Here is a 19,960-nt window from a genome sequence, read left to right on the forward strand (position 1 = left end):
TGACATAGGATGTTGGCATGGCACGGCTGACCGACGCGGCGCTCGCCCGCGAAGCTTTCACTTTCGACGATGTCTTGCTGCAGCCGGGGCCGAGCGAGGTCATGCCTGGCGACGTCGACATCCGCTCGCGGCTGACCCGCAGCATCTCGCTCAACCTGCCCATCATCTCCTCGGCCATGGACACCGTCACCGAAGGGCGGCTTGCCATCGCCATGGCGCAGGCGGGCGGCATCGGGGTGCTTCATCGCAATATGGAGCCCGAGGCGCAGGCCGATCACGTCCGGCAGGTGAAGAAGTTTGAAAGCGGCATGGTGGTAAACCCTGTCACCATCGGCCCGGATGCGACCCTCGCCGATGCCTTCGAGCTGATGCAGCGCCACGGCATCTCCGGCATTCCGGTGGTGGAGGGGGGCTCCAACGGCCGCTCCGGCAAGCTGGTGGGCATCCTGACCAACCGCGACGTGCGCTTTGCCAACAATCCGCAGCAGCGCGTCTCCGAACTGATGACCAAGGAGCGCCTCATCACGGTGGGCGAGGGCGTCAGCCAGGAGGAGGCCAAGAAGCTTCTGCATCAACACCGCATCGAGAAGCTTCTGGTGGTGGACGGCGACTATCGCTGCGTCGGCCTCATCACGGTCAAGGACATCGAAAAGGCGGTCGCCAATCCCAATGCCAACAAGGATGAGCGGGGCCGCCTTCGGGTGGCGGCGGCGACCACCGTGGGCGAAGCGGGCTTTGTCCGGTCCGAGGTGCTGATCGACGCCGGCGTCGATGTGCTAGTGGTCGATACGGCACATGGCCACTCGATCAAGGTGCTCGAGGCCGTATCCCGCGTGAAGAAGCTGTCCAACTCCGTTCAGGTGGTGGCCGGCAACATCGCCACCGCCGCTGGTGCGCAGGCGCTGATCGATGCCGGCGCGGATGCGGTGAAGGTCGGCATCGGCCCGGGCTCCATCTGCACCACCCGCATCGTCGCGGGCGTCGGCGTGCCCCAGCTGACCGCCATCATGAACGCGGTGGAAGCCGCCAAGAAGCAGGACATTCCCGTCATCGCCGATGGCGGAATCAAATACTCAGGAGATCTGGCCAAGGCCTTGGCCGCAGGGGCGGATTGCGTCATGGTCGGCTCGCTTTTGGCCGGCGTTGACGAGAGCCCCGGCGAGGTTTTCCTCTACCAGGGCCGCTCCTACAAGGCCTACCGCGGCATGGGTTCCGTGGGCGCCATGGCGCGCGGCTCGGCCGACCGCTACTTCCAGCAGGACATCAAGGACGCATTGAAGCTGGTGCCCGAGGGCATCGAGGGCCAGGTGCCGTACAAGGGACCGCTGTCCTCGGTGCTGCATCAGCTCGCCGGCGGCCTTCGTGCCGCCATGGGCTATGTCGGCGCGGCCACGCTGCCGGAATTCCAGGAGAAGGCGGAATTCGTCCGCATCTCCGGGGCATCCTTGCGTGAAAGCCATGTCCATGACGTGACCATCACCCGCGAAAGCCCGAACTACCCCAGCCGCGGCTGATCATCAGCCGCACCAGACGAAGCGAGACGCATCAAAATGACCATACAGGCTGCTTTGCTGCCTCTCTTTGTCCAGGTCGGGTTGACCTTCGCACTTATGATTTGGATGGGGCGCATGCGCGTCGGCGCAATCCGGGCCGGCGAACTCCAGATCCGCGACATGGCCCTCGGCGAGCGGGTCTGGCCCGCCCGCGCCCAGCAGGCGAGCAACGCCTACCACAACCAGTTCGAGCTGCCCGTTCTCTTCTATGTGCTGACGGTCCTCGCGATCGTCAGCCAGAAGGACGACATCCTCTTCGTCATCCTAGCCTGGATCTTCGTGATCACACGGCTGGTGCATGCCTGGGTCCACTGCACCTCGAATCGGGTTCCGCTGCGCATGAAGGTCTTTGTCGTCGGTGCCGTGCTGCTGATGGTGATGTGGATCATCTATGCCTTGCGCATTCTTCTGGCCTTCTGATGCAGCCCGCCGCCCACGCCCTCGCCGCCATCGAGATCCTCGCCGAGATGGAGGCACGCCCGCGCCCGGCGGCCAATGCCATCAAGGACTGGGGCCTGTCGCACCGCTTCGCCGGCTCGCGCGACCGCGCCGCCATCGCCAGCATCGTCTATGACGCGCTGCGCCAGCGTGCCTCGATCGCCTGGCGCATGGGCGCCGATACGCCGCGCGCCCTCGTGCTCGGCGCGCTCGGCTTTGTCAGGGGCATGGCGCCCGATGCCATGACGGCCTCCTTCGCCGCCAGCCCCCATGCGCCCGACGCGCCGACGGAAGGCGAGGCAAAGCGCCTCCTGTCGGCAACGCTCGACGGCGCGCCGGCCTGGGTGCTGGGTGATTACCCTGAGTGGCTCGACCGCCATTTCGCCCGCGTGTTCGGAGACGACCGCGCCGCCGAGGGCGCCGCTCAATCGGAACGGGCGCCGCTGGACCTGCGTGCAAACGCCCTCAAAGGAAACCGCGACAAGGCCCTGAGAGGACTCGAACATTTGAAGGCGGCGGAAACGCCGCTGTCGCCGCTCGGCCTGCGCGTTCCGCTGCTGTCCGACGGGCGCGGCCCGCCCGTCCAGTCGGAGCCTGCCTTCCTGAAGGGCCTCGTCGAGGTGCAGGATGAGGGCTCGCAGATCGCCGCCATGCTGGCCACCGCCGCGCCGGGCGAGCAGGTAGTCGACTATTGCGCCGGAGCCGGCGGAAAAACTCTCGCGCTCGCCGCCAGCATGGCCAACAAGGGCCAGATCTATGCCCACGACAGCGACATCCGCCGCCTCGCGCCGCTGCATGACCGGGCGACGCGCGCCGGTGTCCGTAATCTCCAGATGCGCGCCCCCAGGGGCGACGCCGATGTCATGGCCGACATGGAGGCCAAGGCCGATCTGGTGCTGGTCGACGCGCCCTGCACGGGCACGGGCACCTGGCGCCGCAACCCCGATGCCAAATGGCGCATGCGGGAAAGCGCGCTGGAACAGCGCCAGAGCGAGCAGGACGCCGTACTGGCCGGTGCCGCCCGGCTGGTGAAATCAGGCGGACGGCTCGTTTACATCACCTGTTCCGCGCTGGCAGAGGAGAACGAGGACCGGCTCGAAGCCTTCCGCGCCGCACAGCCGGAGTTCGAGCCGGTAAGCCCCGCCCAGGCCGCCATCGCGGCGGGCCTGCCCACGGTCGCCCAATTCGCCAATACCGCCGGCGACGCCATCCTCCTCAGCCCCCGCCGCAGCGGCACTGACGGTTTCTTCATCTCGGTCATGAAGCGAAAGGCCTGATGGAATATCGGCGGCACATCACGCGTTTCGGCCCTCTCACGGCGCTCTGCGTCATGGCGACCGAGCTGGAGTATGGTGACCATCTCGCCCGCCGCATCACGCCGCTGATCACGGGCATCGGCCCGGTGGAAGCGGCTGTCGCCACCACGGCGGCGCTCGCCAGCCTGCATCAGCAGGATGCTCTGCCCGATGCCATCATCTCCCTCGGCTCGGCCGGATCGCGCAATCTGGAGCATGCCGCCGTGTATCAGATCGCCCAGGTCTCCTACCGTGATATGGACGCAAGCGCCCTCGGCGTCGAAAAGGGCAGGGTGCCCTTCCTCGACCTGCCCGCCGTGGTGCCGCTGCCGGCCCATGTGCCGGGCATTCCCGCCGCCAGCCTCTCCACCGGCGGCGCGGTGATTTCGGGCGCGGCCTACGACCTCATCGAGGCCGACATGGTGGATATGGAAACCTATGCGGTCCTGCGCGCCGCGCAGCGCTACAGCCTGCCGCTGATCGGGTTGCGCGGCGTCAGCGACGGCCGCAGCGAATTGACCGGCGCCCATGACTGGCGCGAGTACCTCCACGTCGTGGATGAGAGGCTCGCCGAGGCACTCGATCTCCTCACCATCCATGCCGAGCGCCATGGCGCATCCGCTGTTATCAACCCGCATCAAGGACCTGCCCGAACGGATGGCTTGACCCGCCCCGCCTGAGCCCGCAGAACACGCCAACGCCCGAAAGCCCCCGAGACCCCATGACCGCGCCCCAATCCCACGATCGCATTCTCATCATCGATTTCGGCTCGCAGGTGACGCAGCTCATCGCCCGCCGCGTGCGCGAGCAGGGCGTCTATTGCGAGGTCGTGCCCTTCAACAAGGCCGATGAGATCTTCCCCAAATTCGGCGCTAAGGGCGTCATCCTCTCCGGCGGCCCCGCCTCGGTGACGGAGATGGGCACCCCCCGCGCGCCGCAGGCGGTGTTCGATGCCGACGTGCCGGTGCTCGGCATCTGCTACGGCGAGCAGACCATGGTGGAGCAGCTGGGCGGCGGCGTGGAAGCGGGTCACCACCGCGAGTTCGGCCGCGCCGAGATCGAGGTGGTCTCGCCCTCCAAGCTCTTCGACGGCGTCTGGGACGAGGGTAAGCGCTATCAGGTCTGGATGAGCCACGGCGACCGCGTCACCGCGCTGCCGCAGGGCTTCAAGGCCATCGCCGTGTCCGAGGGCGCGCCCTTCGCCGCCATCGCCGATGAGGCCCGTCGCTTCTATGCCGTGCAGTTCCACCCGGAAGTGGTGCACACGCCCGATGGCGCGCGCTTGCTTCGCAACTTCGTGCGTGAGATCGTGGGCTGCGAGGGCGACTGGACCATGGCCGCCTACCGCGAGGAGGCCATCGAGCGCATCCGCGCCCAGGTGGGCAAGGGCCGCGTCATCTGCGGCCTTTCCGGCGGCGTCGACAGCGCCGTGGCTGCCGTCCTCATCCATGAGGCCATCGGCGAGCAGCTCACCTGCGTCTTCGTCGACCACGGGTTGATGCGCCAGGGCGAGGCCGACGAGGTCGTCTCCCTGTTCCGCGGCCACTACAACATCCCGCTCGTCCATGTGGATGCCTCCGATACCTTCCTCGGCGCGCTTGAGGGCGTGGACGATCCGGAGGTCAAGCGCAAGACCATCGGCAAGCTCTTCATCGACGTCTTCGAGGCCGAGGCCAAGAAGATCGGCGGCGCGGCGTTCCTCGCCCAGGGCACGCTCTATCCTGATGTCATCGAGAGCGTCTCCTTCACCGGTGGCCCCTCCGTCACCATCAAGAGCCACCACAACGTCGGCGGCCTGCCCGAGCGCATGAACATGAAGCTGGTGGAGCCGCTGCGCGAGCTCTTCAAGGACGAGGTGAGGGCGCTCGGCCGCGAGCTCGGGCTTCCCGAGGCCTTCGTCGGCCGCCACCCGTTCCCCGGCCCGGGCCTCGCCATCCGCTGCCCCGGCGGCATCACCCGCGAAAAGCTCGACATCCTGCGCCAGGCCGATGCCATCTATCTCGACGAGATCCGCAAGGCCGGCCTCTACGACGTCATCTGGCAGGCCTTCGCCGTGCTGCTGCCGGTGCGCAGCGTCGGCGTCATGGGCGACGGCCGCACCTACGACCACGTTCTGGCGCTGCGCGCCGTCACCTCGGTGGACGGCATGACGGCCGACTTCTACCCCTACGACATGAACTTCCTCGGCCGCACCGCGACACGGATCATCAACGAGGTGCGCGGCATCAACCGCGTGGTCTATGACGTGACGTCAAAGCCGCCCGGCACCATCGAGTGGGAGTGAACGCCATGCAGGCAAAAATTCATCCGGGCGCGACCTTCAAGGACAATCTCCGCCAGCTGCCGCCGATCGATGACGTGGAGCGCATCGACCTCATGGACCAGGCGAGCGCTGTCGTCGCCAGCATCGAGAACCAGCCGGGCAAGCAGGGCTCGCTGGCGGTCTACCAATACCTGAAGCTCGCCTTCGGCACGCTGAATGCCGAAGCCGCCGAGCACGGGCTTGCCGTCTTCGCCGAGCACACGGCGGACGCAAAGAGCCGCCCGGGCGCGCATCCCAACGTCGACCGGCTTCTGGAAATCGCCGCCGGCGGCGCGCCGCTCACCATCGGGATCGTCGCCGCCAGCCGCTGATCTCGGCTAACCCGGAACTGCCTTGCGCGGAAAATGGCGTGACTGCACGATCGAGTGAAACGAGGCGGCTCAGGCGAGCGCTTCCTGCCAGTGCGGATAGGTGACGTAAGCGGTGACCGCCCCTTCCTCATGCGAGCGGATGGTGACGCGCTCGCCCTTGGGCATGTAGACGATCTCGCCCGGACCGGCGCTGACCGTGCCGGCCTCTGTCGAAATCGAAAGCCGGCCCTCCAGCACCACCATGACGTCGTCAACGGCCAGCGTCTCGTCGATGCTCTGGTTTGGTCCATACCGGCCGTAGCCGATGGTGATCGGGCCACCGTGGCGCTGGTCGATCACGTTTCCCGCGAACACCTCGCCATCCTGTCCGGGTGAGCGCTCGAACGAAGCGTCGGTCATGGTGATTTTCTGAACCTTCACGGGCACTCCTCGTCCTGCATGGCGCATTTGATGGGCGGAAAACGATCAACGCCCGAGGCAGGCGCCCGGTTCAACACGAGGCGGCCATGGGATGGGTTTAAGCCCCAGGTCCCCCGCATGCGTCATGCCCGCCCTTGTGGCGGGTATCCACGCCTTAGCGGTGCTTGTGGTGGAGTAAGACCGGGAACGAGGCACCACCGCCTCCACTCGCGTCATGACAAGACTTGGTCTTGTCATCCACGAGTTCCTTCCTTTGCGGAGAGGCGCGGCCAACACGGCGATCCCGAGGCGCGCGCCTTGCAACAACGCGAAGGCAAAGCGCTCACCCCTCCACGTCAGGAACAGCCGTCCCCGCCCCGAAAGCGGCATGCCGCTGCCGCAAATCCCGCGCCCGCTCCTCCGTCAGCCCGTCGATGCAGTAAGGGCAGGACACGCCCGCCTCATAGGCCTCCGACCGCGCCTCCGCCTCATTCAGCGGCGCGCCGCAGCCATGGCAGGCGATCCATGTGCCGGGGCTGAGGCCATGCCCCACCGCCACGCGCTTGTCGAAGACATAGCACTCGCCGTTCCAGCGCGAGTCCTGCGGCGAGACCTCTTCCAGATACTTCAGGATCCCGCCCTTGAGGTGGAAGACGCTTTCGAACCCCTTCGACAGCATGTAGCTGGAGGCCTTCTCGCAGCGGATGCCGCCGGTGCAGAACATGGCCACCTTGCGGTGCACGGCGGGGTCCAGGCGCGTCTCCACGAAGTCCTTGAAGTCGGTGAAGCTGTCGATGCCGGGATCGACCGCCCCCTCGAAGGTGCCGACCTTCGTCTCGTAGCGGTTGCGCGTGTCGAGCACGAGCACGTCCTCCGCCGCGATGAGGTCGTTCCACTCCGCCGGCGCCACATAGGTCCCCGCCTGGCGGGACGGGTCAGCCTCCGGCGCCCGCAGCGTGATGATCTCCTCGCGGATGCGCACCTTCATCCGGTTGAACGGCCATTCCTCCGCCTGCGAATGCTTGACCTCGCCCTGCGCGATCCCGCAGATTCCCTCGAGCGCCGAGAGCAGCGCCGCAACCCCGGAGGAGGACCCGGCCACCGTGCCATTGATGCCCTCGCGCGCAAGCAGGATCGTGCCGCGCAGGCCATGGGCGCGGCACAGGCGCAGCAACTCGGCGCGCAAGGTTTCAAGCCCGTCGAGTGGCACAAAGCGATAAAGAGCAACGACTTCAAGCATGATCAATATTCAGTGTTGAGAAGCGACACCTATGCGTTCCGTCTTCAGTAGAATGGGGAGAGAAAAACTGCCAGAGCTGTTGCGTGTGAAAGCGCATATGGCATGGCAGCTTTAGCGCCCCATTCTTGACGGAGATCCTGCCACCGCGGAAGCCTGAAGCTGCCAGTCGCTAGATACGTCGACGCCACCGACCAATGCTGGTGATCGGGCAGCGCGCCAGACCATGTATAGTTTATCTGTCCATATACAGCGGGGTCCGCGCAGCCTTTGAGCGGTACGAATTTGTGTGACAGGCGGACAGATGTGCTACGAGGCTTGCAGAGCCTGCGATATCCACGGCACGACTGGGCAACGATGAATAGAGACGACCATCTCAACAATATCGCCAAACATTTCGGGCGGTTGACGCACGAGATACGGGCGCTCAACGCGATTGGACGCTTCGACATCAATTCCGTCGCTGAGGACTTTCTCATCCCGGTTTTGAAGGTCGCGTTCACCTGCCCGGATTTGCGGAATCAAAATGAGATTCTAATGAATTTTCCGGCAGTGGATCTTGGATGTCGCACTACCCGGATCTCCTTCCAAGTCACCACCGACGCTTCAAGCGGCAAGGTCGAGAAAACACTGAAGAAGTTTCACGAGCACGATCTGGATAAGCTGTTTAACTGCGTCTACATCCTCGCCCTGACCGAGAAGCAGTCCGCCTACAAGGCAGGCGCGCTGGCCTGCTCGATTGCAGACCTGACGATCCCCTTTAATCCAACCGAGCACATCATCGACGTCACCGATCTCCTTTCCCAAACTCGGCGCTTGGACACGAGCGATCTCGAACGCATCGATGCCTATCTGGCGTCGGGGTGGGCCGAGCGTGACCGGAACGTGCGCTTTCGAGAACAACTGGACAAATTCCTGAAATTTTCGACGAACAAAATCGAGTTGGAAAAGAGGTCTCGGAAATACATCCCCTCGATCTTTGTCGAGACCCACTCTACCAAGGAGGAGGTCCGCCTGTTCGCCAATCCGTTGTTTTTCTACCGCAAGATCCAGGATAATTTGCTCAGACTCGATTACAGCCATCTCAATTCGCGGATGAGAATTGCACGAGAGCCCGAGTTTGTTCTCGACCTCGACCAGGCGCTGCTAACCGAAACGCCATCGACCTTTGCGGAACTGAAAGACTGGCTGGACCGTGTGGGCGAAGCAGTCGCTCGCGAACTTGCGAAGGTACGCCCGTTGTCATGGCGGCGTGATGAAGGCGAGGAGCCGTACCAACCAGTCAATGGGAATACGCCCGAATGGGAGATCGTCCGCTTCCCGGCAGAGAGTGTGGCTAGTGGCCTGACCTCGCGTTTGCAGGACGCACTTGGTCTGATCGGTCTGATCCGGAAGAAAATCTTCTTGGTGACCAGCATGGCGGGACAGGGGAAAACCAACTTTGTCTGCGACTTAGTCGAGAATCAGTTCCGGTCATTTGCGATTCCTTGCCTGTTCATTCCCGCCCGCGAATTGAACAGCTACACCCCGGGTAAGCGCCTGTTCGAGTACATTTCCAACAACCGATACTCCCCGGATGTCACGAAGATCCACGAGTATCTGGATTTGTTCAATAATGTCGCCCTCGCAACCAACAAGCCGTTCCTGATCGTCATCGACGGCATCAACGAGGTTGCAGACTTGAACGCATTTAGCGACGAGCTGAAGGCTTTTTGCAACGCCGCCTGCCAGTATGACTGGGTCAAGGTCATTATCACGTGCCGAAGCGAATTCTTCGACGAGAAATATGCGTCGATACTCGACGAGCCGTTTGCGGCTCATATCCATCGCATCAACGATCTGCGATTGAAGATGACTGAGCGGAGTAAAAATAGGCTCCTGACGTCGTATTTTTCATATTTTAGTATCAAGGGACAGTTTTCCAAGCTCGCGAAGAACTTCCTTAAGAGTGATCTACTGCTTCTTCGCATATTCTGCGAGCGGTATGAGGGAAGTAATGTTGGCTATGTGGCCGACATCTACAAAGGCGACTTGTTCGAGCAATATCTGCTCAAGAAGATCAAATCATTCCCGCAGCACCTGCAGGTGAAGGCGCTGCCTACCTTGTACCGCATCGTTACTGAGATGCTCGATACAGACGACTTTGCGAAGCTCTCAGTCCGTAGTTTCACCGCCGAGGAACAGAAGGTTGTTCGACGCTTCGTCGAAGACGACGTCATACTGCGTCAAGAAATTGGGGCAGAGGGCCTCTCCACCCTTGGAGACCTCGCAATATCGTTCACTTATGATGAACTCCGAGATTTCGTAATCGCCTATAAGCTGGTCCTCGGTGATGCCACTGGCGATACGAGGGCCTTGAAAGCGGCATTGGTCACGCTGCCGGGACGACCGATCTACGAAGGGGTCTACCGCTATGTGTACCTGCTTGCTCGCAAGTCGAACTATGCTGCGGCTATCGCAGCCTGCGAGAGTAGTTCGGATTTCGTCGAGCATTTCAGCCTGAACGTGCACCTTTTGCCGCCAAGCGTGCAGACCCGCGACGATGTTGAGCGGGTGAAAGCGCTATTGGCTGACAGTTCTGCGCCCGAGCGGTTGCGCCGCGCCGCCGGGTTCCTAGTGCATCGTCAAGATACTACTGAAGCGTTGAATATCTCAATTCTTCGCGATCATCTCAATGGGCTGGAAACGGCGGACCACGCAAAGTTTGTCGGCGCGATGTTCGCTCGCCGCTACGATTACGAGAGAAATGAGTGGCAGCAACGTCTCCACGGGCTCATACATGATGTTGCAGAAGCCGAGGAGAAACTGGCGCGATACGATCCCGAGTGGCTGGCCTTCTTCCTGCACGTATCATCCCTAGCGAACTGGTCGGAGCGGGAACGCGTTTCGACAATGTTCCGCAAGGCGATGGACGCAACGAATTGCCGTGACGCCGTTGAAATGGTCCGCCCGGCGCGGACTGAGACGATGCGGGTTCTGCTGGCGGATATCGAGTCCGTGGAGGATGTTGGGCAATGAGCGACAGGGACCTCATCCTGCCAACGAGCCGCATTCCCTCGGTGAAAGAATTCCTCGACATTCTTCACATTAAACCGGCGAGCTTCGCTGCCCAGCTCTTCACGGCGGTTTACAATCAGTTTTTTTCTTGGTCGGAGGATTTGCGCGTAGAATACGAGAGATATTATTGCGTGGAGTATCCGACGTTCGCGAATTATCTTGAGTTGGCGCACGAAATTTACCTTGATCCAGCAGAGATTGGAAAAACACATATTCTGAAGATCAAGTCACCCGGCGGTGTGCTGGATGAAGACTATGATGAAAATGTCATGAATAGAGTTGTTGACTGCATAAAGAAGTTAGAGGGTGGCCATGAAAGTTAAGATGGACTTTGTCTCGAACAGCTCGTCGACCTCTTTCGTCTATATCGCGCGGGATATGCTATCGAAGCAGGACTTTTTGGCCGCGGCCGGAGTCGGTGCGGACAGCCCTGTTGCCTCGCTGTTCGAGGGCATGTTCCATGAGCTGATGGAGCGGATCGAGCAGGGCGAAAGCCTAACGAGTGTGGAAGACATCGATAGTCTCGATAATCGGGAGCGACTCACAAGCGAAGTCGTCGGACGTATGAAGAAGGCCTTGGAGCAGGGTCAGACTGTCACAATCGGTAGGTTCAGCAGCGAGAATAATCTGGCCGAGATGACCCTTTGCACTGAAATTTTTGAAATCGAATCCGAAAGGTTCTTTATCAATGCCTATGAAAATTACTGGTGAAGCTGATCTTCGAGTCAATCGCTATAAAGATCTAGGATATTCGACCTTCTTCAATGCGCGTACCGGCTTTTTCGCGCGCGTTCCTGAGCCCGGCAAACGCGAGCCATTCTGGTCTCCGCATGGTCCGGAGCTGATGGATATCTCCATCACCAACTGGTGCGACAAAGGCTGCGTTTTCTGTTACAAATCCTCGACCCGCCACGGGTCGCACATGGCGCTCGCTGACTATAAGCGAGTGATCGACGAGGCTGCCGGCATGGGCACCTTTCAAGTGGCGCTCGGCGGCGGCAACCCGAACCAGCATCCCGATTTCATAGAGATTCTTGACTATACCTGGTCAAAGGGCATCGTGCCGAATTACACGACGAACGGGCGCGGACTGACGGACGACATACTGGCGGCGACGCTGAGGAATTGCGGCGCAGTGGCAGTGTCTGCTTACCCTCCTTATCGCGAAACGGCAGAGACGATTCGCCTTCTGACTGGCAACAGCATCAAGACCAATGTGCATTTCATCATCGACAGCGAGAGCGTCAATACTGCGATCGACTGGCTCCGCGAACCTCCGGAATTTCTTACGGGCATCAACGCGCTGATATTCCTCAACTACAAGCCTTCCGGGCGGAAGGTCTTCGAGGAAAAGCTGCTCCGGCACAGCGATAGGCTCGATGAGTTCTTCGAATTGGCTACCTCCACCGACGTCAAATTGAAGGTCGGCTTCGATGCTTGTTGTGTGAGTGGTGTCTTTGCCCGAACCAACGCCAGCACCGCGCTCGTCGATGCATGCGATGCTGGCCGCTTTTCGCTTTATGTCGCGGAAGACATGAAAGTGTACCCTTGCTCTTTTCAAAGTGGCCTTGTGGAGGGGGACATGTTGAGCGACGATAGGTCGCTTCTCGACATCTGGCACCGATCTGAAAATGTCCGCTCGTTCAGGCGCTATTTTGCATCGGACCGTTGCGGCGGCTGTTCTCATAGGACAACCTGCATGAACGGGTGTCCCCTCTTTGATGATCTGGTCGTTTGCGGGAACAGATAGGCCACGTCGGCGGTACGATCCAAGGCTAACGATATGGTCATCCGGTTGTCCACTTTCTACCGCTATGTTGTCACAAGCGGCCAGTCTGCAATCGGCCCATAGATTGCCCCTGTTCGATTAGACTCACCTCCCAACAAACCCAGCCAACTCCTCCGCCGTCCTGGTCGGAAACACCTCCCGCAGATACTCAAGAAACGCCGAGACCCGCGCTCAGCAGCCGCCGCGAGGGGTAGAGCGTCCACAGGGTGATCTCCGGCGCGTCGATGTCGCCCCAGTGGGCCAGCGTGCCCGCCGCAAGGTCGTGGCTGACCAGTGAGATGGGGAGGCGGGCGGCGCCGAGGCCGGTGCGGGCGGCGTCGCGCACCATGATGAGGGAGGAGAGGGCGAGCACGGGCTCGATGGCCAAGGTTTTGCGGCCCTCTGATGTCGTCCCGGTCCAGGGGCGGGCATCGGCCAGCGAGCGCACCGTCTCGCCTGGCGATAGGCGGGGAAGAGTGGGGCTTGCCACCACCACCACGGTCGCGCGGGAAGATGCGGCCGACGAGGCTCTCCGCTTCGGCTCACCGATAGCGAGGTGACAGCACCGCCGACATCGTCACAGAATGGCATCGCGACGAGAGGGATCATCGTGACCGACACAGCTCCTGGATATACATTTCACCAGCTGTCGGAAGACGACCTGACGCTGTTCAAGGCTCTGCTGCGGCTGTTCGGCGAGGCTTTCGACGACCTTCCCACCTATCAGGATGCTGTTCCGTCCGATGGCTATCTCGCTCGGCTGCTGGCTGGATCGCAGTTCATCGCGCTCACCGCCATATCGGGCGACGATGTCGTGGGCGGCCTCGCCGCTTATGAGCTCATGAAATTCGAGCGGGAGCGCAGCGAGATCTACATCTATGACCTCGCGGTTGCCGAGAACCACAGGCGCAGGGGTGTGGCCACGGGGTTGATCGAGGCTTTGCAGCGCATCGCCTCGGAGCGCGGAGCCTATGTCATCTTCGTCCAGGCCGACCCGCCGGATGCACCCGCGGTGGCGCTCTACGAGGGCCTGGGGACACGGGAAGAGGTCTATCACTACGACATTGCCGTTGGAGAGGGCTCCGGGAGCGGGCATCCGCCGCGCCGGCAGGGCTGAAAGGCCAATCTCGGGCACCTTCCTCAGCTTGGGCGCAATGTTCGGCTTCGATGGTGCCGGTGAAACGCGAGGGTATCGTGATGGCGGCCAGGTGTCGGGGGAATGCCACGGGCGGAGGAACCCGAATGATATCCGCCGTTGTGCTGGCGGCCGTGGCCGCTCTGCCGCTTTCCCCGGCGCTTGCGGAGGAATGGAAGCGGCCGGACAGCCCCTTCACCATGGGGGAAGCGCATCCGGAGGTGCCGGCAACCTGCGAGACGGCGAGGCACTGGATCGATCATGCACCTGCGACCGACGACCGCGTGAGCTTTGCCATCGAGGGCGCGCTGGTCGCCGTCCACTGGGACGGCGTTCTGGCCTATCTCATCATGTGCGATGAGCCTGGCGTCCAGGTGATGTGCGTCACCTACAGCAAGGAAGGCCGTGAGGTCGGAAACCGGGTGATGTTCGCAGGCGGCTACATCAGGGCGGGCGAGCGCCGGATCATGCTGGACCCATGCCTCGCCTCCTCGAACTAGCGGGCTGAAATCGCCTTGCTGCAAGGGGCTTGTTGCGCGCCGCGGCAGAGATCATGATACCCTTCATGATGGTCGATCCTGCCGACAAAATCCGTCGGAATGGCTGATTGGCACAGGTTCTTTTACACACCGATTGAAGCGCTTTTTTCTTCATTATTGAGCAGTTTATGGTGGTGTGGTGCGCGTTGAAAAGCCAGGGAAGGGATAAGTCCTTCCGATATACGATATACTGTTGACAATGCAATCGGCGGGCGCTTAGGCTCCGGATCAATGCAGGAAAATTTTGGCTCCTTAAAATAAAAAAGCGGAGCCGGAGGGGTGCCGTGCGGGCGTGAGCGTGAATACGCTAAGCTTAGCAAACACTTCAATAAGGGGCGATTGCCGTATTGCTGTTCAATGCGGGCAATTGAATTGGAGAGAAGAAACATGACCATCAAGAAATATTTCATGGCCGGAATAGCCGCGGCTCTAACGCTGGCGGTTGCCGCTCCGGTCCAGGCGCAGGATTATCCCTCGCGCGATATCACCTTCATCGTTCCTTTCAATCCGGGTGGCTCGTCTGATCCGCTGTCGCGCGCCTTTGCCGCCCAGCTGGAGAAGACGCTCAAGGGCAATATCAACGTCGAGAACCGGGCGGGCGGATCGGCGACCATCGGCACGAACCTCGTCGTGACCGCCGCTCCCGATGGCTACACCATCGGCCTCGGCGACAGCGCGGCGCTGATCTACCAGCCCATGGTCAACAAGAACCTCGAATACAACAGCACCGACGATTACACGGTCATCACCAAGCTCGCAGACGTGCCCGGCATGCTTGTGGTGAAGGCCGATGCGAAGTGGAACACCTTCGAGGAGTTCCTGGAGGATGCCCGCAAGAACCCGGGCAAGCTGCGCGCCGGCGTGTCGGGCGTACGGTCCATTTCCGATCTCGTCGTGCAGCAGCTGAACCGCGCCGCCGATGTCGATATCGCCACCGTGCCCTTCACGGGCGGCGGCGGTGAGGCGCTTCTGGCCGTCATGGGCGGCCGGATCGAGGCCGCGATCGGCTATGGCGGGAACACCATCGCGCAGGTCAATGCCGGCAAGCTGAAGGTTCTCGCGGTCTTCGCCAAGGGCGACTATCCGCCTGTGCCCGATGCCATCTCGGTTCCGGATGATGCGGGCTTCGCGGCCTATATCCCCGCAAGCTACACGATCATCGCGCCCAAGGATCTTCCCAAGGATGTCCTCGACAAGCTGGCGGCGGCCTCCAAGGAGGCGATCGAGACGCCGGAGATGAAGGAATTCGCGGCAAAGAGCGGCTTCGTGCTCGATCCGAAGGGCCCGGATGACGCCAGGGCCGAGCTCAAGGACCTGTCGGTTGAAATGACCGGCCTCCTGAAGTGGATGGACGAGAAAGAGGCCAAGGCTGGAAAATGACTGTCGCTTCAATTCAGAAGCGCAGGAGCTATCTGGTGATCGGCGGCGTGGGCATTTTCCTCGCCGCCGGTTATCTCAGCCTCTCGCTTCAGCTTCCCATGGGCCACCTGAACAGCCCCGGCGCCGCCATCTTTCCTCTGATCGCCGGGAGCCTGCTGTTGATCGGCAGCATCTCCGCGGTCTGGGAAGGCTGGCGGATGGAGCCGACGGAGACGGCGGAACTGCCCATCGGCGATGATCTCTGGCGTCTCCTGGCGCTGATCGCGGCCCTCATCGGCTATCTCATAGCCCTCTCATGGCTGGGCCAGCTCATCGCCAGCATATTGTTCTGCATCGTCCTCATGAAGATGCTGTCGAAGCTGTCGCTTGTCGGGATCGTCATCAGATCAGTCATCATGATGGTGCCGGTCTATTATATTTTCGTACATTTGCTGGGCTTGCCGATGCCTAGAGGAATCTTTCTCTAACAGAGGCTGTTGAGATGACCGCGGTTGAAGGTCTGGGCTTCGGGCTCAGCGTTGTTTTCACTCTTCAGAATTTGCTGGCGGCGCTGATCGGGGCCTTTCTCGGGACCGCCATCGGCGTGCTGCCCGGCCTCGGACCTGTCGCCGGCGTCGCCCTGCTCCTGCCGATCACCTTCTCACTCGATCCGACGGCTGGCCTGATCATGATGGCCGGCATCTACTACGGCTCGCAGTACGGCAGCTCCACGACCGCGATCCTGATCAATATGCCGGGCGAATCCACCTCGGTGATGACATGCATCGACGGTTACAAGCTGACGAAGAAGGGGCGGGCAGGGGGTGTCCTCTCCATCGTCGCGCTCGGCTCCTTCATCGGTGGCACGGTCTCCGTCGTCGGCGTGATGCTGTTCTCGCCGATCATGGCCGACTTCGGCATCCTGTTCGGGCCGGCGGAATTCTTCGCGCTGACGGCGGGCGGGCTTCTCATCCTGTCACGCATTTCTGGCGGCTCTTTTGCCGCCGGCATCCTGCCCATGGCGCTGGGCCTCGTCATCAGCACCATCGGCGAGGAGCCGGTCACGGCGCAAAACCGCTTCACCTTCGGCTTCAACAACATGAGGCAGGGGATCGAACTCGTCGCGCTGGTAGTCGGCCTCTACGGCGTGGCCGAGATCATGGACATGGTGGAAAAGCTGCGCCGGCAGATGAAGCCGCAGCCCGTCAGTCTTCGCGAGATGCTTCCCACCCGCGAGGAAATGCGCCGGTCCTGGGCGCCCTATGGGCGCGGCACGATCATCGGTTTCGTCTTCGGGATGCTGCCCGGGCCGTCGGCGACGCTCTCAAGCTTCGCCAGCTACAAGCTTGAGAAATCGGTATCCAAATACCGCCACGAAATCGGCGAGGGCGCCATTGAAGGCGTTGCGGGGCCGGAGACCGCGAACAATGCGGCGGCCACCTCCGGCATGGCGCCTTTGCTGGCGCTTGGCATTCCCTTCGGCGCGACCACCGCGCTGATGTTGGCGGCCCTGATGGTGCACGGCATCGAGCCAGGCCCGCTTCTCCTGACCAATCATCCGGACATCTTCTGGGGCGTGATCGCGTCCATGCTGATCGGCAACGTGATGCTGCTCGTCCTCAACATCCCGTTGATCAGCATCTGGGTCAGCCTGCTGCGGATCCCCTATCACATCTTTCTGCCCATGATCCTGGTGCTGGTGGTGATCGGTTCATACAGCGTGCGCAACAGCATGCTCGACGTCTACCTGCTCCTGATCCTCAGTGGCGTCGGCTACATCCTGCGCAAGTTCGATTTTCAGCTCGCTCCCATGGTCGTCGGCTTCGTGCTCGGGCCGCTCATGGAAAAACATATGCGGGAAGCCCTGTTCATGAGCCTCGGCGATATCTCGGTGTTCTACACCAGCCCCATCGCCGTCGGCATATGGATCGCGGTCCTGCTGATCGTGACCATTGGGCTGCAACGCGCGCTGCTGGAACGGGTTTTCGGCATCAAGATCAGGACGCCGGCCTTCGACAACGCCGATTAGTATTAGACGCTGCTGCATCTCTGAAAGGGACGACACATGAGTACCACCAAACCTCGGATCGCGATCATCGGCACCGGCGGGACCATATCATCGCTCGGCACCCATTCGCTTGAGGTCTTGGACTATCCCGAAGTCAGCCGGAAGATGGAGCCTGACGAGGCCATCGAGCGGGTGCCGGAGGCCGCGCAGTTCGCGGACCTGACACCGCTTCCGTTCCGCGCTGTCGGCAGCACCAAGATCGGGCCGCAGGACTGGATCGAGCTCGCCAACCTCATCAAGACGAACGCGGCCGAGATGGATGGTTTCGTCATTCTCCATGGCACCGCGACGCTGGAGGAAACCGCCTACTTCCTCCACCTCGTGCTGAAGGTCGACACGCCTGTCGTCGTCGTGGGTGCCCAGCGCCCCGCCAGTGCGTTGAGCACGGACGTGGGCATGAATGTGGTCTCGGCCGTTCGCACCGCCTGCAGCGAGGACGCCCGCGGAAAAGGCGTTCTCGTGGTGCTCAACGACGAGATCCACAGCGCCCGCGATGCCACCAAGACCTCGACATATAGGCTGCAGACCTTCCAGAGCCGGGACTTCGGCCTCCTCGGCCATGTGGATGGAGACGGCGTCTATTGGTACCGCCAGCCTCTGCGCGCGCACACCCACGCATCGGCCTTTGACATCAAGGACATCACCTCACTCCCCCGCGTCGACATCGTCTATTCCTATGCCGGCTGTGACGGAGTTGCGGTGGATGCCTTCGTCGCAGCGGGAGCTAAGGGACTGGTTTCCGCAGGCATGGCTCCCGGCCTGACCTCGCCCGTCGAGCGCATCGCCTTTGAACAGGCTGCAAAGAGCGGCGTGGTCGTCGTGCAGTCAAACCGCGCCGGAAGCGGACGCGTCGCGCGAAGGACCTATCTGAAAGACAAGGCCATGGTCGGAGCGGACAACCTCAATCCGCAGAAGGCAAGGGTGCTGCTGTCGCTCGCGCTGACGAAGACAAACGATCCCGACGAAATCCAGCGCCTCTTCCAAACACATTGAGGGAAGGGAGACATCCGGCGGCCGGCACAGCCGCCGGATGTTTGTCCGACCTCAACGCGTGCGGGGCGTGGATGCAAGCCGGGCCAGGCTCAGCATTAAGCCTACGATGGTCAGTCCCACGCTGATCCAGAAAATCATTGCAACGCCGCTCATCTGCACGGCGAAGAAATAGGAACACAGCCCAGCGCCGCTCAACTGCCCCAGAAGGCGGCTTCCTGCGACGATGCCGCTCGCGGCGCCGCTCCTTGCAAGCGGCGCACTGTGCATCAGGGCGCGCAGGTTGGGGGATTGAAACAGGCCGAAGCCAAGGCCGCAAAGCGCGATCCTCCACGCAAAGTCCAGGGCGGTGATATCCAGCGGGGACAGGGCCACCGCCGCCAATCCCAGCGCCAGGATGCAGAGCCCGCCGCTTCCGATGATGGCCGGGCGAATGCGATCCGACAAGGACCCGGCAACCGGGGCTGCAATCGCCATGCAAGCCGGCCAGAGCCCCAGGATCAACCCAGCGATCTCGGGCTGTCCCGCCAGGCGCTCTTGCAGCAGAAAGGGTAGGGCGACCAGCGAGACGCCGTGAACGGCAAAGGCCATTACCGCTGTCATGGAGGACAGGCGAAACGATCGGCATCGGAAAAGATCGGTTGCGAGGATTGGAGCGCTCTCGAGGATATCCATCCGGGCGGTCGCCGCGAGAAGGCCCAAAGCAACTGCTGCCATCGTCAGGTTCAGCAGGATGTTGCCGATCGCGCCGCTGACGATGATGGCCAGCATCGAAAGCGCGCAGAAGACCAGCAGCAGCGAACGGAGTTTGATCGGAACCGCGGCTTTCGCCGAAGCAGGCAAGGTTCGCATCGCCGCTGTGAAAGCTGCAACTCCAATCATAAGATTGAAGATGAACAGCCAGTGCCACGACGCATGTTGCTCGATCAGCATGGCAAGGCTCGGGCCTATGGAGAGGCAGGCGGACACCGTGAGGGCATTGATGCCCATGCCACGCCCCATCCGCGCAACAGGATAGACCCGCCTGACCAGCGCGATGCTGACGCTCATGATGCCTGCCGCGCCCAGGCCCTGGAATCCCCGGGCCATGATGAGCATCGAGAAGGAAGAAGAGAGCGCGCAAAGCAGCCCGCCGAGAACGAACACAAGCATCCCCGCCATGTAAATCCGGCGATGTCCGACCTTGTCCGCCAGGGTCGCGAGGGGAATGAGGGCCGCGACCATGGCGGCCTGATAGGCACTCATGGCGAAGACGACGGTGTCGGCAGCTATCCCGAAATCCCGTGCAAGCATCGGCAGGGATGAGGACACCATTGCCGTGTCCAGGGTCACCGCGGCAAGCCCTGTCATCAGGGTTGCCATGGCATGGCGCCTGTGATCGGCGGGGTTCTCCGCGGCCGTCTGGTCGAGCGATTGAAGGTGGCCTTCGGCGGAACCGGCACCCATCGCATCTGATCTTGGCTGCATGATCACCGATGATCTTGATAT

Annotated in this window: 21 protein-coding genes; 17 read left to right on the forward strand and 4 right to left on the reverse strand. The window is 61.9% G+C overall.

The genetic code is table 11. The features are described from left to right. Positions 1 to 17: 17 nt before the first annotated feature. The 6 genes from guaB to IEV58_RS07225 are packed head-to-tail and all read left to right on the forward strand — an operon-like array spanning position 18 to position 5,920. Entirely contained in the window at positions 18 to 1,514 is a 1,497-nt protein-coding gene (gene guaB / locus IEV58_RS07200; RefSeq protein WP_188408973.1) for an IMP dehydrogenase, read from the forward strand. A 36-nt stretch (positions 1,515 to 1,550) separates the two neighbouring features. Continuing rightward, positions 1,551 to 1,973: an MAPEG family protein gene (locus tag IEV58_RS07205; protein ID WP_188408974.1), complete on the forward strand. Its 423-nt coding sequence runs from the start codon at positions 1,551 to 1,553 to the stop codon at positions 1,971 to 1,973. Further along, complete coding sequence (locus IEV58_RS07210) at positions 1,973 to 3,268, forward strand: RsmB/NOP family class I SAM-dependent RNA methyltransferase (RefSeq protein WP_188408975.1); 1,296 nt, start codon at positions 1,973 to 1,975, stop codon at positions 3,266 to 3,268. Before IEV58_RS07205 ends, IEV58_RS07210 begins: the two co-directional genes overlap by 1 nt. Then, on the forward strand, positions 3,268 to 3,966 hold the full coding sequence (locus IEV58_RS07215) for a 5'-methylthioadenosine/S-adenosylhomocysteine nucleosidase (RefSeq protein ID WP_188408976.1): 699 nt from the start codon (positions 3,268 to 3,270) through the stop codon (positions 3,964 to 3,966). The genes IEV58_RS07210 and IEV58_RS07215 overlap by 1 nt, the downstream gene beginning before the upstream one ends. A gap of 41 nt (positions 3,967 to 4,007) precedes the next feature. Next, positions 4,008 to 5,570: a glutamine-hydrolyzing GMP synthase gene (gene guaA / locus IEV58_RS07220; RefSeq protein WP_188408977.1), complete on the forward strand. Its 1,563-nt coding sequence runs from the start codon at positions 4,008 to 4,010 to the stop codon at positions 5,568 to 5,570. A 5-nt stretch (positions 5,571 to 5,575) separates the two neighbouring features. After that, a complete protein-coding gene (locus tag IEV58_RS07225; protein WP_188408978.1) occupies positions 5,576 to 5,920 on the forward strand; it encodes a DUF2322 family protein in 345 nt (114 codons plus the stop codon). Positions 5,921 to 5,989: 69 nt separating this feature from the next. Here IEV58_RS07225 and IEV58_RS07230 read toward each other — a convergent pair whose 3' ends face one another. Both IEV58_RS07230 and trhO read right to left on the reverse strand, forming a co-directional pair. Continuing rightward, positions 5,990 to 6,340 carry a EutQ-related cupin domain-containing protein gene (locus IEV58_RS07230; protein WP_188408979.1) on the reverse strand — a complete coding sequence of 117 codons (351 nt, stop codon included), beginning with the start codon at positions 6,338 to 6,340 and terminating at the stop codon, positions 5,990 to 5,992. Between the two features lie 322 nt (positions 6,341 to 6,662). Continuing rightward, positions 6,663 to 7,559, reverse strand: coding sequence for an oxygen-dependent tRNA uridine(34) hydroxylase TrhO (gene trhO, locus IEV58_RS07235; protein ID WP_188408980.1), 897 nt, complete (start codon positions 7,557 to 7,559; stop codon positions 6,663 to 6,665). A 354-nt stretch (positions 7,560 to 7,913) separates the two neighbouring features. Here trhO and IEV58_RS07240 point away from each other — a divergent pair, with 354 nt between their 5' ends. From IEV58_RS07240 to IEV58_RS07255, 4 genes are read left to right on the forward strand one after another with little or no spacing between them, the layout of a single operon-like run. Next, complete coding sequence (locus IEV58_RS07240; protein ID WP_188408981.1) at positions 7,914 to 10,574, forward strand: SMEK domain-containing protein; 2,661 nt, start codon at positions 7,914 to 7,916, stop codon at positions 10,572 to 10,574. Continuing rightward, the gene (locus tag IEV58_RS07245) at positions 10,571 to 10,936 is read left to right on the forward strand and encodes a hypothetical protein (protein WP_188408982.1); all 366 of its coding nucleotides are present in this window, start codon (positions 10,571 to 10,573) and stop codon (positions 10,934 to 10,936) included. Before IEV58_RS07240 ends, IEV58_RS07245 begins: the two co-directional genes overlap by 4 nt. A 1-nt stretch (position 10,937) precedes the next feature. Continuing rightward, positions 10,938 to 11,324, forward strand: a complete 387-nt coding sequence (locus IEV58_RS07250; RefSeq protein ID WP_229729229.1) for a hypothetical protein — start codon at positions 10,938 to 10,940, stop codon at positions 11,322 to 11,324. Next, positions 11,302 to 12,363, forward strand: a complete 1,062-nt coding sequence (locus IEV58_RS07255; protein ID WP_229729230.1) for a radical SAM/SPASM domain-containing protein — start codon at positions 11,302 to 11,304, stop codon at positions 12,361 to 12,363. The genes IEV58_RS07250 and IEV58_RS07255 overlap by 23 nt, the downstream gene beginning before the upstream one ends. Before the next feature lie 187 nt (positions 12,364 to 12,550). Here the strand turns inward: IEV58_RS07255 and IEV58_RS07260 are convergent, their stop codons facing one another. Then, positions 12,551 to 12,871, reverse strand: a complete 321-nt coding sequence (locus IEV58_RS07260; protein ID WP_229729231.1) for a LysR substrate-binding domain-containing protein — start codon at positions 12,869 to 12,871, stop codon at positions 12,551 to 12,553. Between the two features lie 120 nt (positions 12,872 to 12,991). Between IEV58_RS07260 and IEV58_RS07265 the strand changes: the two genes are divergently transcribed. From IEV58_RS07265 to IEV58_RS07295, 6 genes are all read left to right on the forward strand, one after another. Beyond that, positions 12,992 to 13,498: an AAC(3)-I family aminoglycoside N-acetyltransferase gene (locus tag IEV58_RS07265; protein ID WP_188408985.1), complete on the forward strand. Its 507-nt coding sequence runs from the start codon at positions 12,992 to 12,994 to the stop codon at positions 13,496 to 13,498. A gap of 125 nt (positions 13,499 to 13,623) precedes the next feature. After that, on the forward strand, positions 13,624 to 14,016 hold the full coding sequence (locus IEV58_RS07270) for a hypothetical protein (RefSeq protein ID WP_188408986.1): 393 nt from the start codon (positions 13,624 to 13,626) through the stop codon (positions 14,014 to 14,016). A 426-nt stretch (positions 14,017 to 14,442) separates the two neighbouring features. After that, positions 14,443 to 15,435, forward strand: coding sequence for a Bug family tripartite tricarboxylate transporter substrate binding protein (locus IEV58_RS07280; RefSeq protein ID WP_188408988.1), 993 nt, complete (start codon positions 14,443 to 14,445; stop codon positions 15,433 to 15,435). Next, a complete protein-coding gene (locus IEV58_RS07285) occupies positions 15,432 to 15,902 on the forward strand; it encodes a tripartite tricarboxylate transporter TctB family protein (RefSeq protein ID WP_188408989.1) in 471 nt (156 codons plus the stop codon). The genes IEV58_RS07280 and IEV58_RS07285 overlap by 4 nt, the downstream gene beginning before the upstream one ends. A gap of 14 nt (positions 15,903 to 15,916) precedes the next feature. Beyond that, a complete protein-coding gene (locus IEV58_RS07290) occupies positions 15,917 to 17,443 on the forward strand; it encodes a tripartite tricarboxylate transporter permease (protein ID WP_188408990.1) in 1,527 nt (508 codons plus the stop codon). 36 nt (positions 17,444 to 17,479) lie between these two features. Continuing rightward, positions 17,480 to 18,475, forward strand: coding sequence for an asparaginase (locus IEV58_RS07295; protein WP_188408991.1), 996 nt, complete (start codon positions 17,480 to 17,482; stop codon positions 18,473 to 18,475). Between the two features lie 51 nt (positions 18,476 to 18,526). On the opposite strand, the gene IEV58_RS07300 is transcribed toward IEV58_RS07295, so the two are convergent. Then, on the reverse strand, positions 18,527 to 19,765 hold the full coding sequence (locus tag IEV58_RS07300) for an MFS transporter (protein ID WP_229729264.1): 1,239 nt from the start codon (positions 19,763 to 19,765) through the stop codon (positions 18,527 to 18,529). Between IEV58_RS07300 and IEV58_RS18330 the strand changes: the two genes are divergently transcribed. Further along, positions 19,716 to 19,850 carry a hypothetical protein gene (locus IEV58_RS18330; RefSeq protein ID WP_268235569.1) on the forward strand — a complete coding sequence of 45 codons (135 nt, stop codon included), beginning with the start codon at positions 19,716 to 19,718 and terminating at the stop codon, positions 19,848 to 19,850. The genes IEV58_RS07300 and IEV58_RS18330 overlap by 50 nt on opposite strands. Positions 19,851 to 19,960 lie beyond the last annotated feature (110 nt).

Source organism: Agaricicola taiwanensis (genome assembly GCF_014635245.1).
GTDB lineage: Bacteria > Pseudomonadota > Alphaproteobacteria > Rhizobiales > Methylopilaceae > Agaricicola > Agaricicola taiwanensis.

What these genes read in the sequence shown, in the direction of transcription:
- IEV58_RS07210 (WP_188408975.1), top strand. Translation starts at nt 1,973, where the DNA reads ATGCAGCCCGCCGCCCACGCCCTCGCCGCCATCGAGATCCTCGCCGAG.
- IEV58_RS07255 (WP_229729230.1), top strand. Translation starts at nt 11,302, where the DNA reads ATGCCTATGAAAATTACTGGTGAAGCTGATCTTCGAGTCAATCGCTAT.
- IEV58_RS07270 (WP_188408986.1), top strand. Translation starts at nt 13,624, where the DNA reads ATGATATCCGCCGTTGTGCTGGCGGCCGTGGCCGCTCTGCCGCTTTCC.
- IEV58_RS07300 (WP_229729264.1), bottom strand. Translation starts at nt 19,765, where the DNA reads ATGCTTGCACGGGATTTCGGGATAGCTGCCGACACCGTCGTCTTCGCC.
- IEV58_RS18330 (WP_268235569.1), top strand. Translation starts at nt 19,716, where the DNA reads ATGGCGAAGACGACGGTGTCGGCAGCTATCCCGAAATCCCGTGCAAGC.
- IEV58_RS07245 (WP_188408982.1), top strand. Translation starts at nt 10,571, where the DNA reads ATGAGCGACAGGGACCTCATCCTGCCAACGAGCCGCATTCCCTCGGTG.
- IEV58_RS07295 (WP_188408991.1), top strand. Translation starts at nt 17,480, where the DNA reads ATGAGTACCACCAAACCTCGGATCGCGATCATCGGCACCGGCGGGACC.
- IEV58_RS07290 (WP_188408990.1), top strand. Translation starts at nt 15,917, where the DNA reads ATGACCGCGGTTGAAGGTCTGGGCTTCGGGCTCAGCGTTGTTTTCACT.
- IEV58_RS07205 (WP_188408974.1), top strand. Translation starts at nt 1,551, where the DNA reads ATGACCATACAGGCTGCTTTGCTGCCTCTCTTTGTCCAGGTCGGGTTG.
- IEV58_RS07215 (WP_188408976.1), top strand. Translation starts at nt 3,268, where the DNA reads ATGGAATATCGGCGGCACATCACGCGTTTCGGCCCTCTCACGGCGCTC.
- guaA (WP_188408977.1), top strand. Translation starts at nt 4,008, where the DNA reads ATGACCGCGCCCCAATCCCACGATCGCATTCTCATCATCGATTTCGGC.
- IEV58_RS07225 (WP_188408978.1), top strand. Translation starts at nt 5,576, where the DNA reads ATGCAGGCAAAAATTCATCCGGGCGCGACCTTCAAGGACAATCTCCGC.
- IEV58_RS07280 (WP_188408988.1), top strand. Translation starts at nt 14,443, where the DNA reads ATGACCATCAAGAAATATTTCATGGCCGGAATAGCCGCGGCTCTAACG.
- trhO (WP_188408980.1), bottom strand. Translation starts at nt 7,559, where the DNA reads ATGCTTGAAGTCGTTGCTCTTTATCGCTTTGTGCCACTCGACGGGCTT.
- guaB (WP_188408973.1), top strand. Translation starts at nt 18, where the DNA reads ATGGCACGGCTGACCGACGCGGCGCTCGCCCGCGAAGCTTTCACTTTC.
- IEV58_RS07240 (WP_188408981.1), top strand. Translation starts at nt 7,914, where the DNA reads ATGAATAGAGACGACCATCTCAACAATATCGCCAAACATTTCGGGCGG.
- IEV58_RS07250 (WP_229729229.1), top strand. Translation starts at nt 10,938, where the DNA reads ATGGACTTTGTCTCGAACAGCTCGTCGACCTCTTTCGTCTATATCGCG.
- IEV58_RS07285 (WP_188408989.1), top strand. Translation starts at nt 15,432, where the DNA reads ATGACTGTCGCTTCAATTCAGAAGCGCAGGAGCTATCTGGTGATCGGC.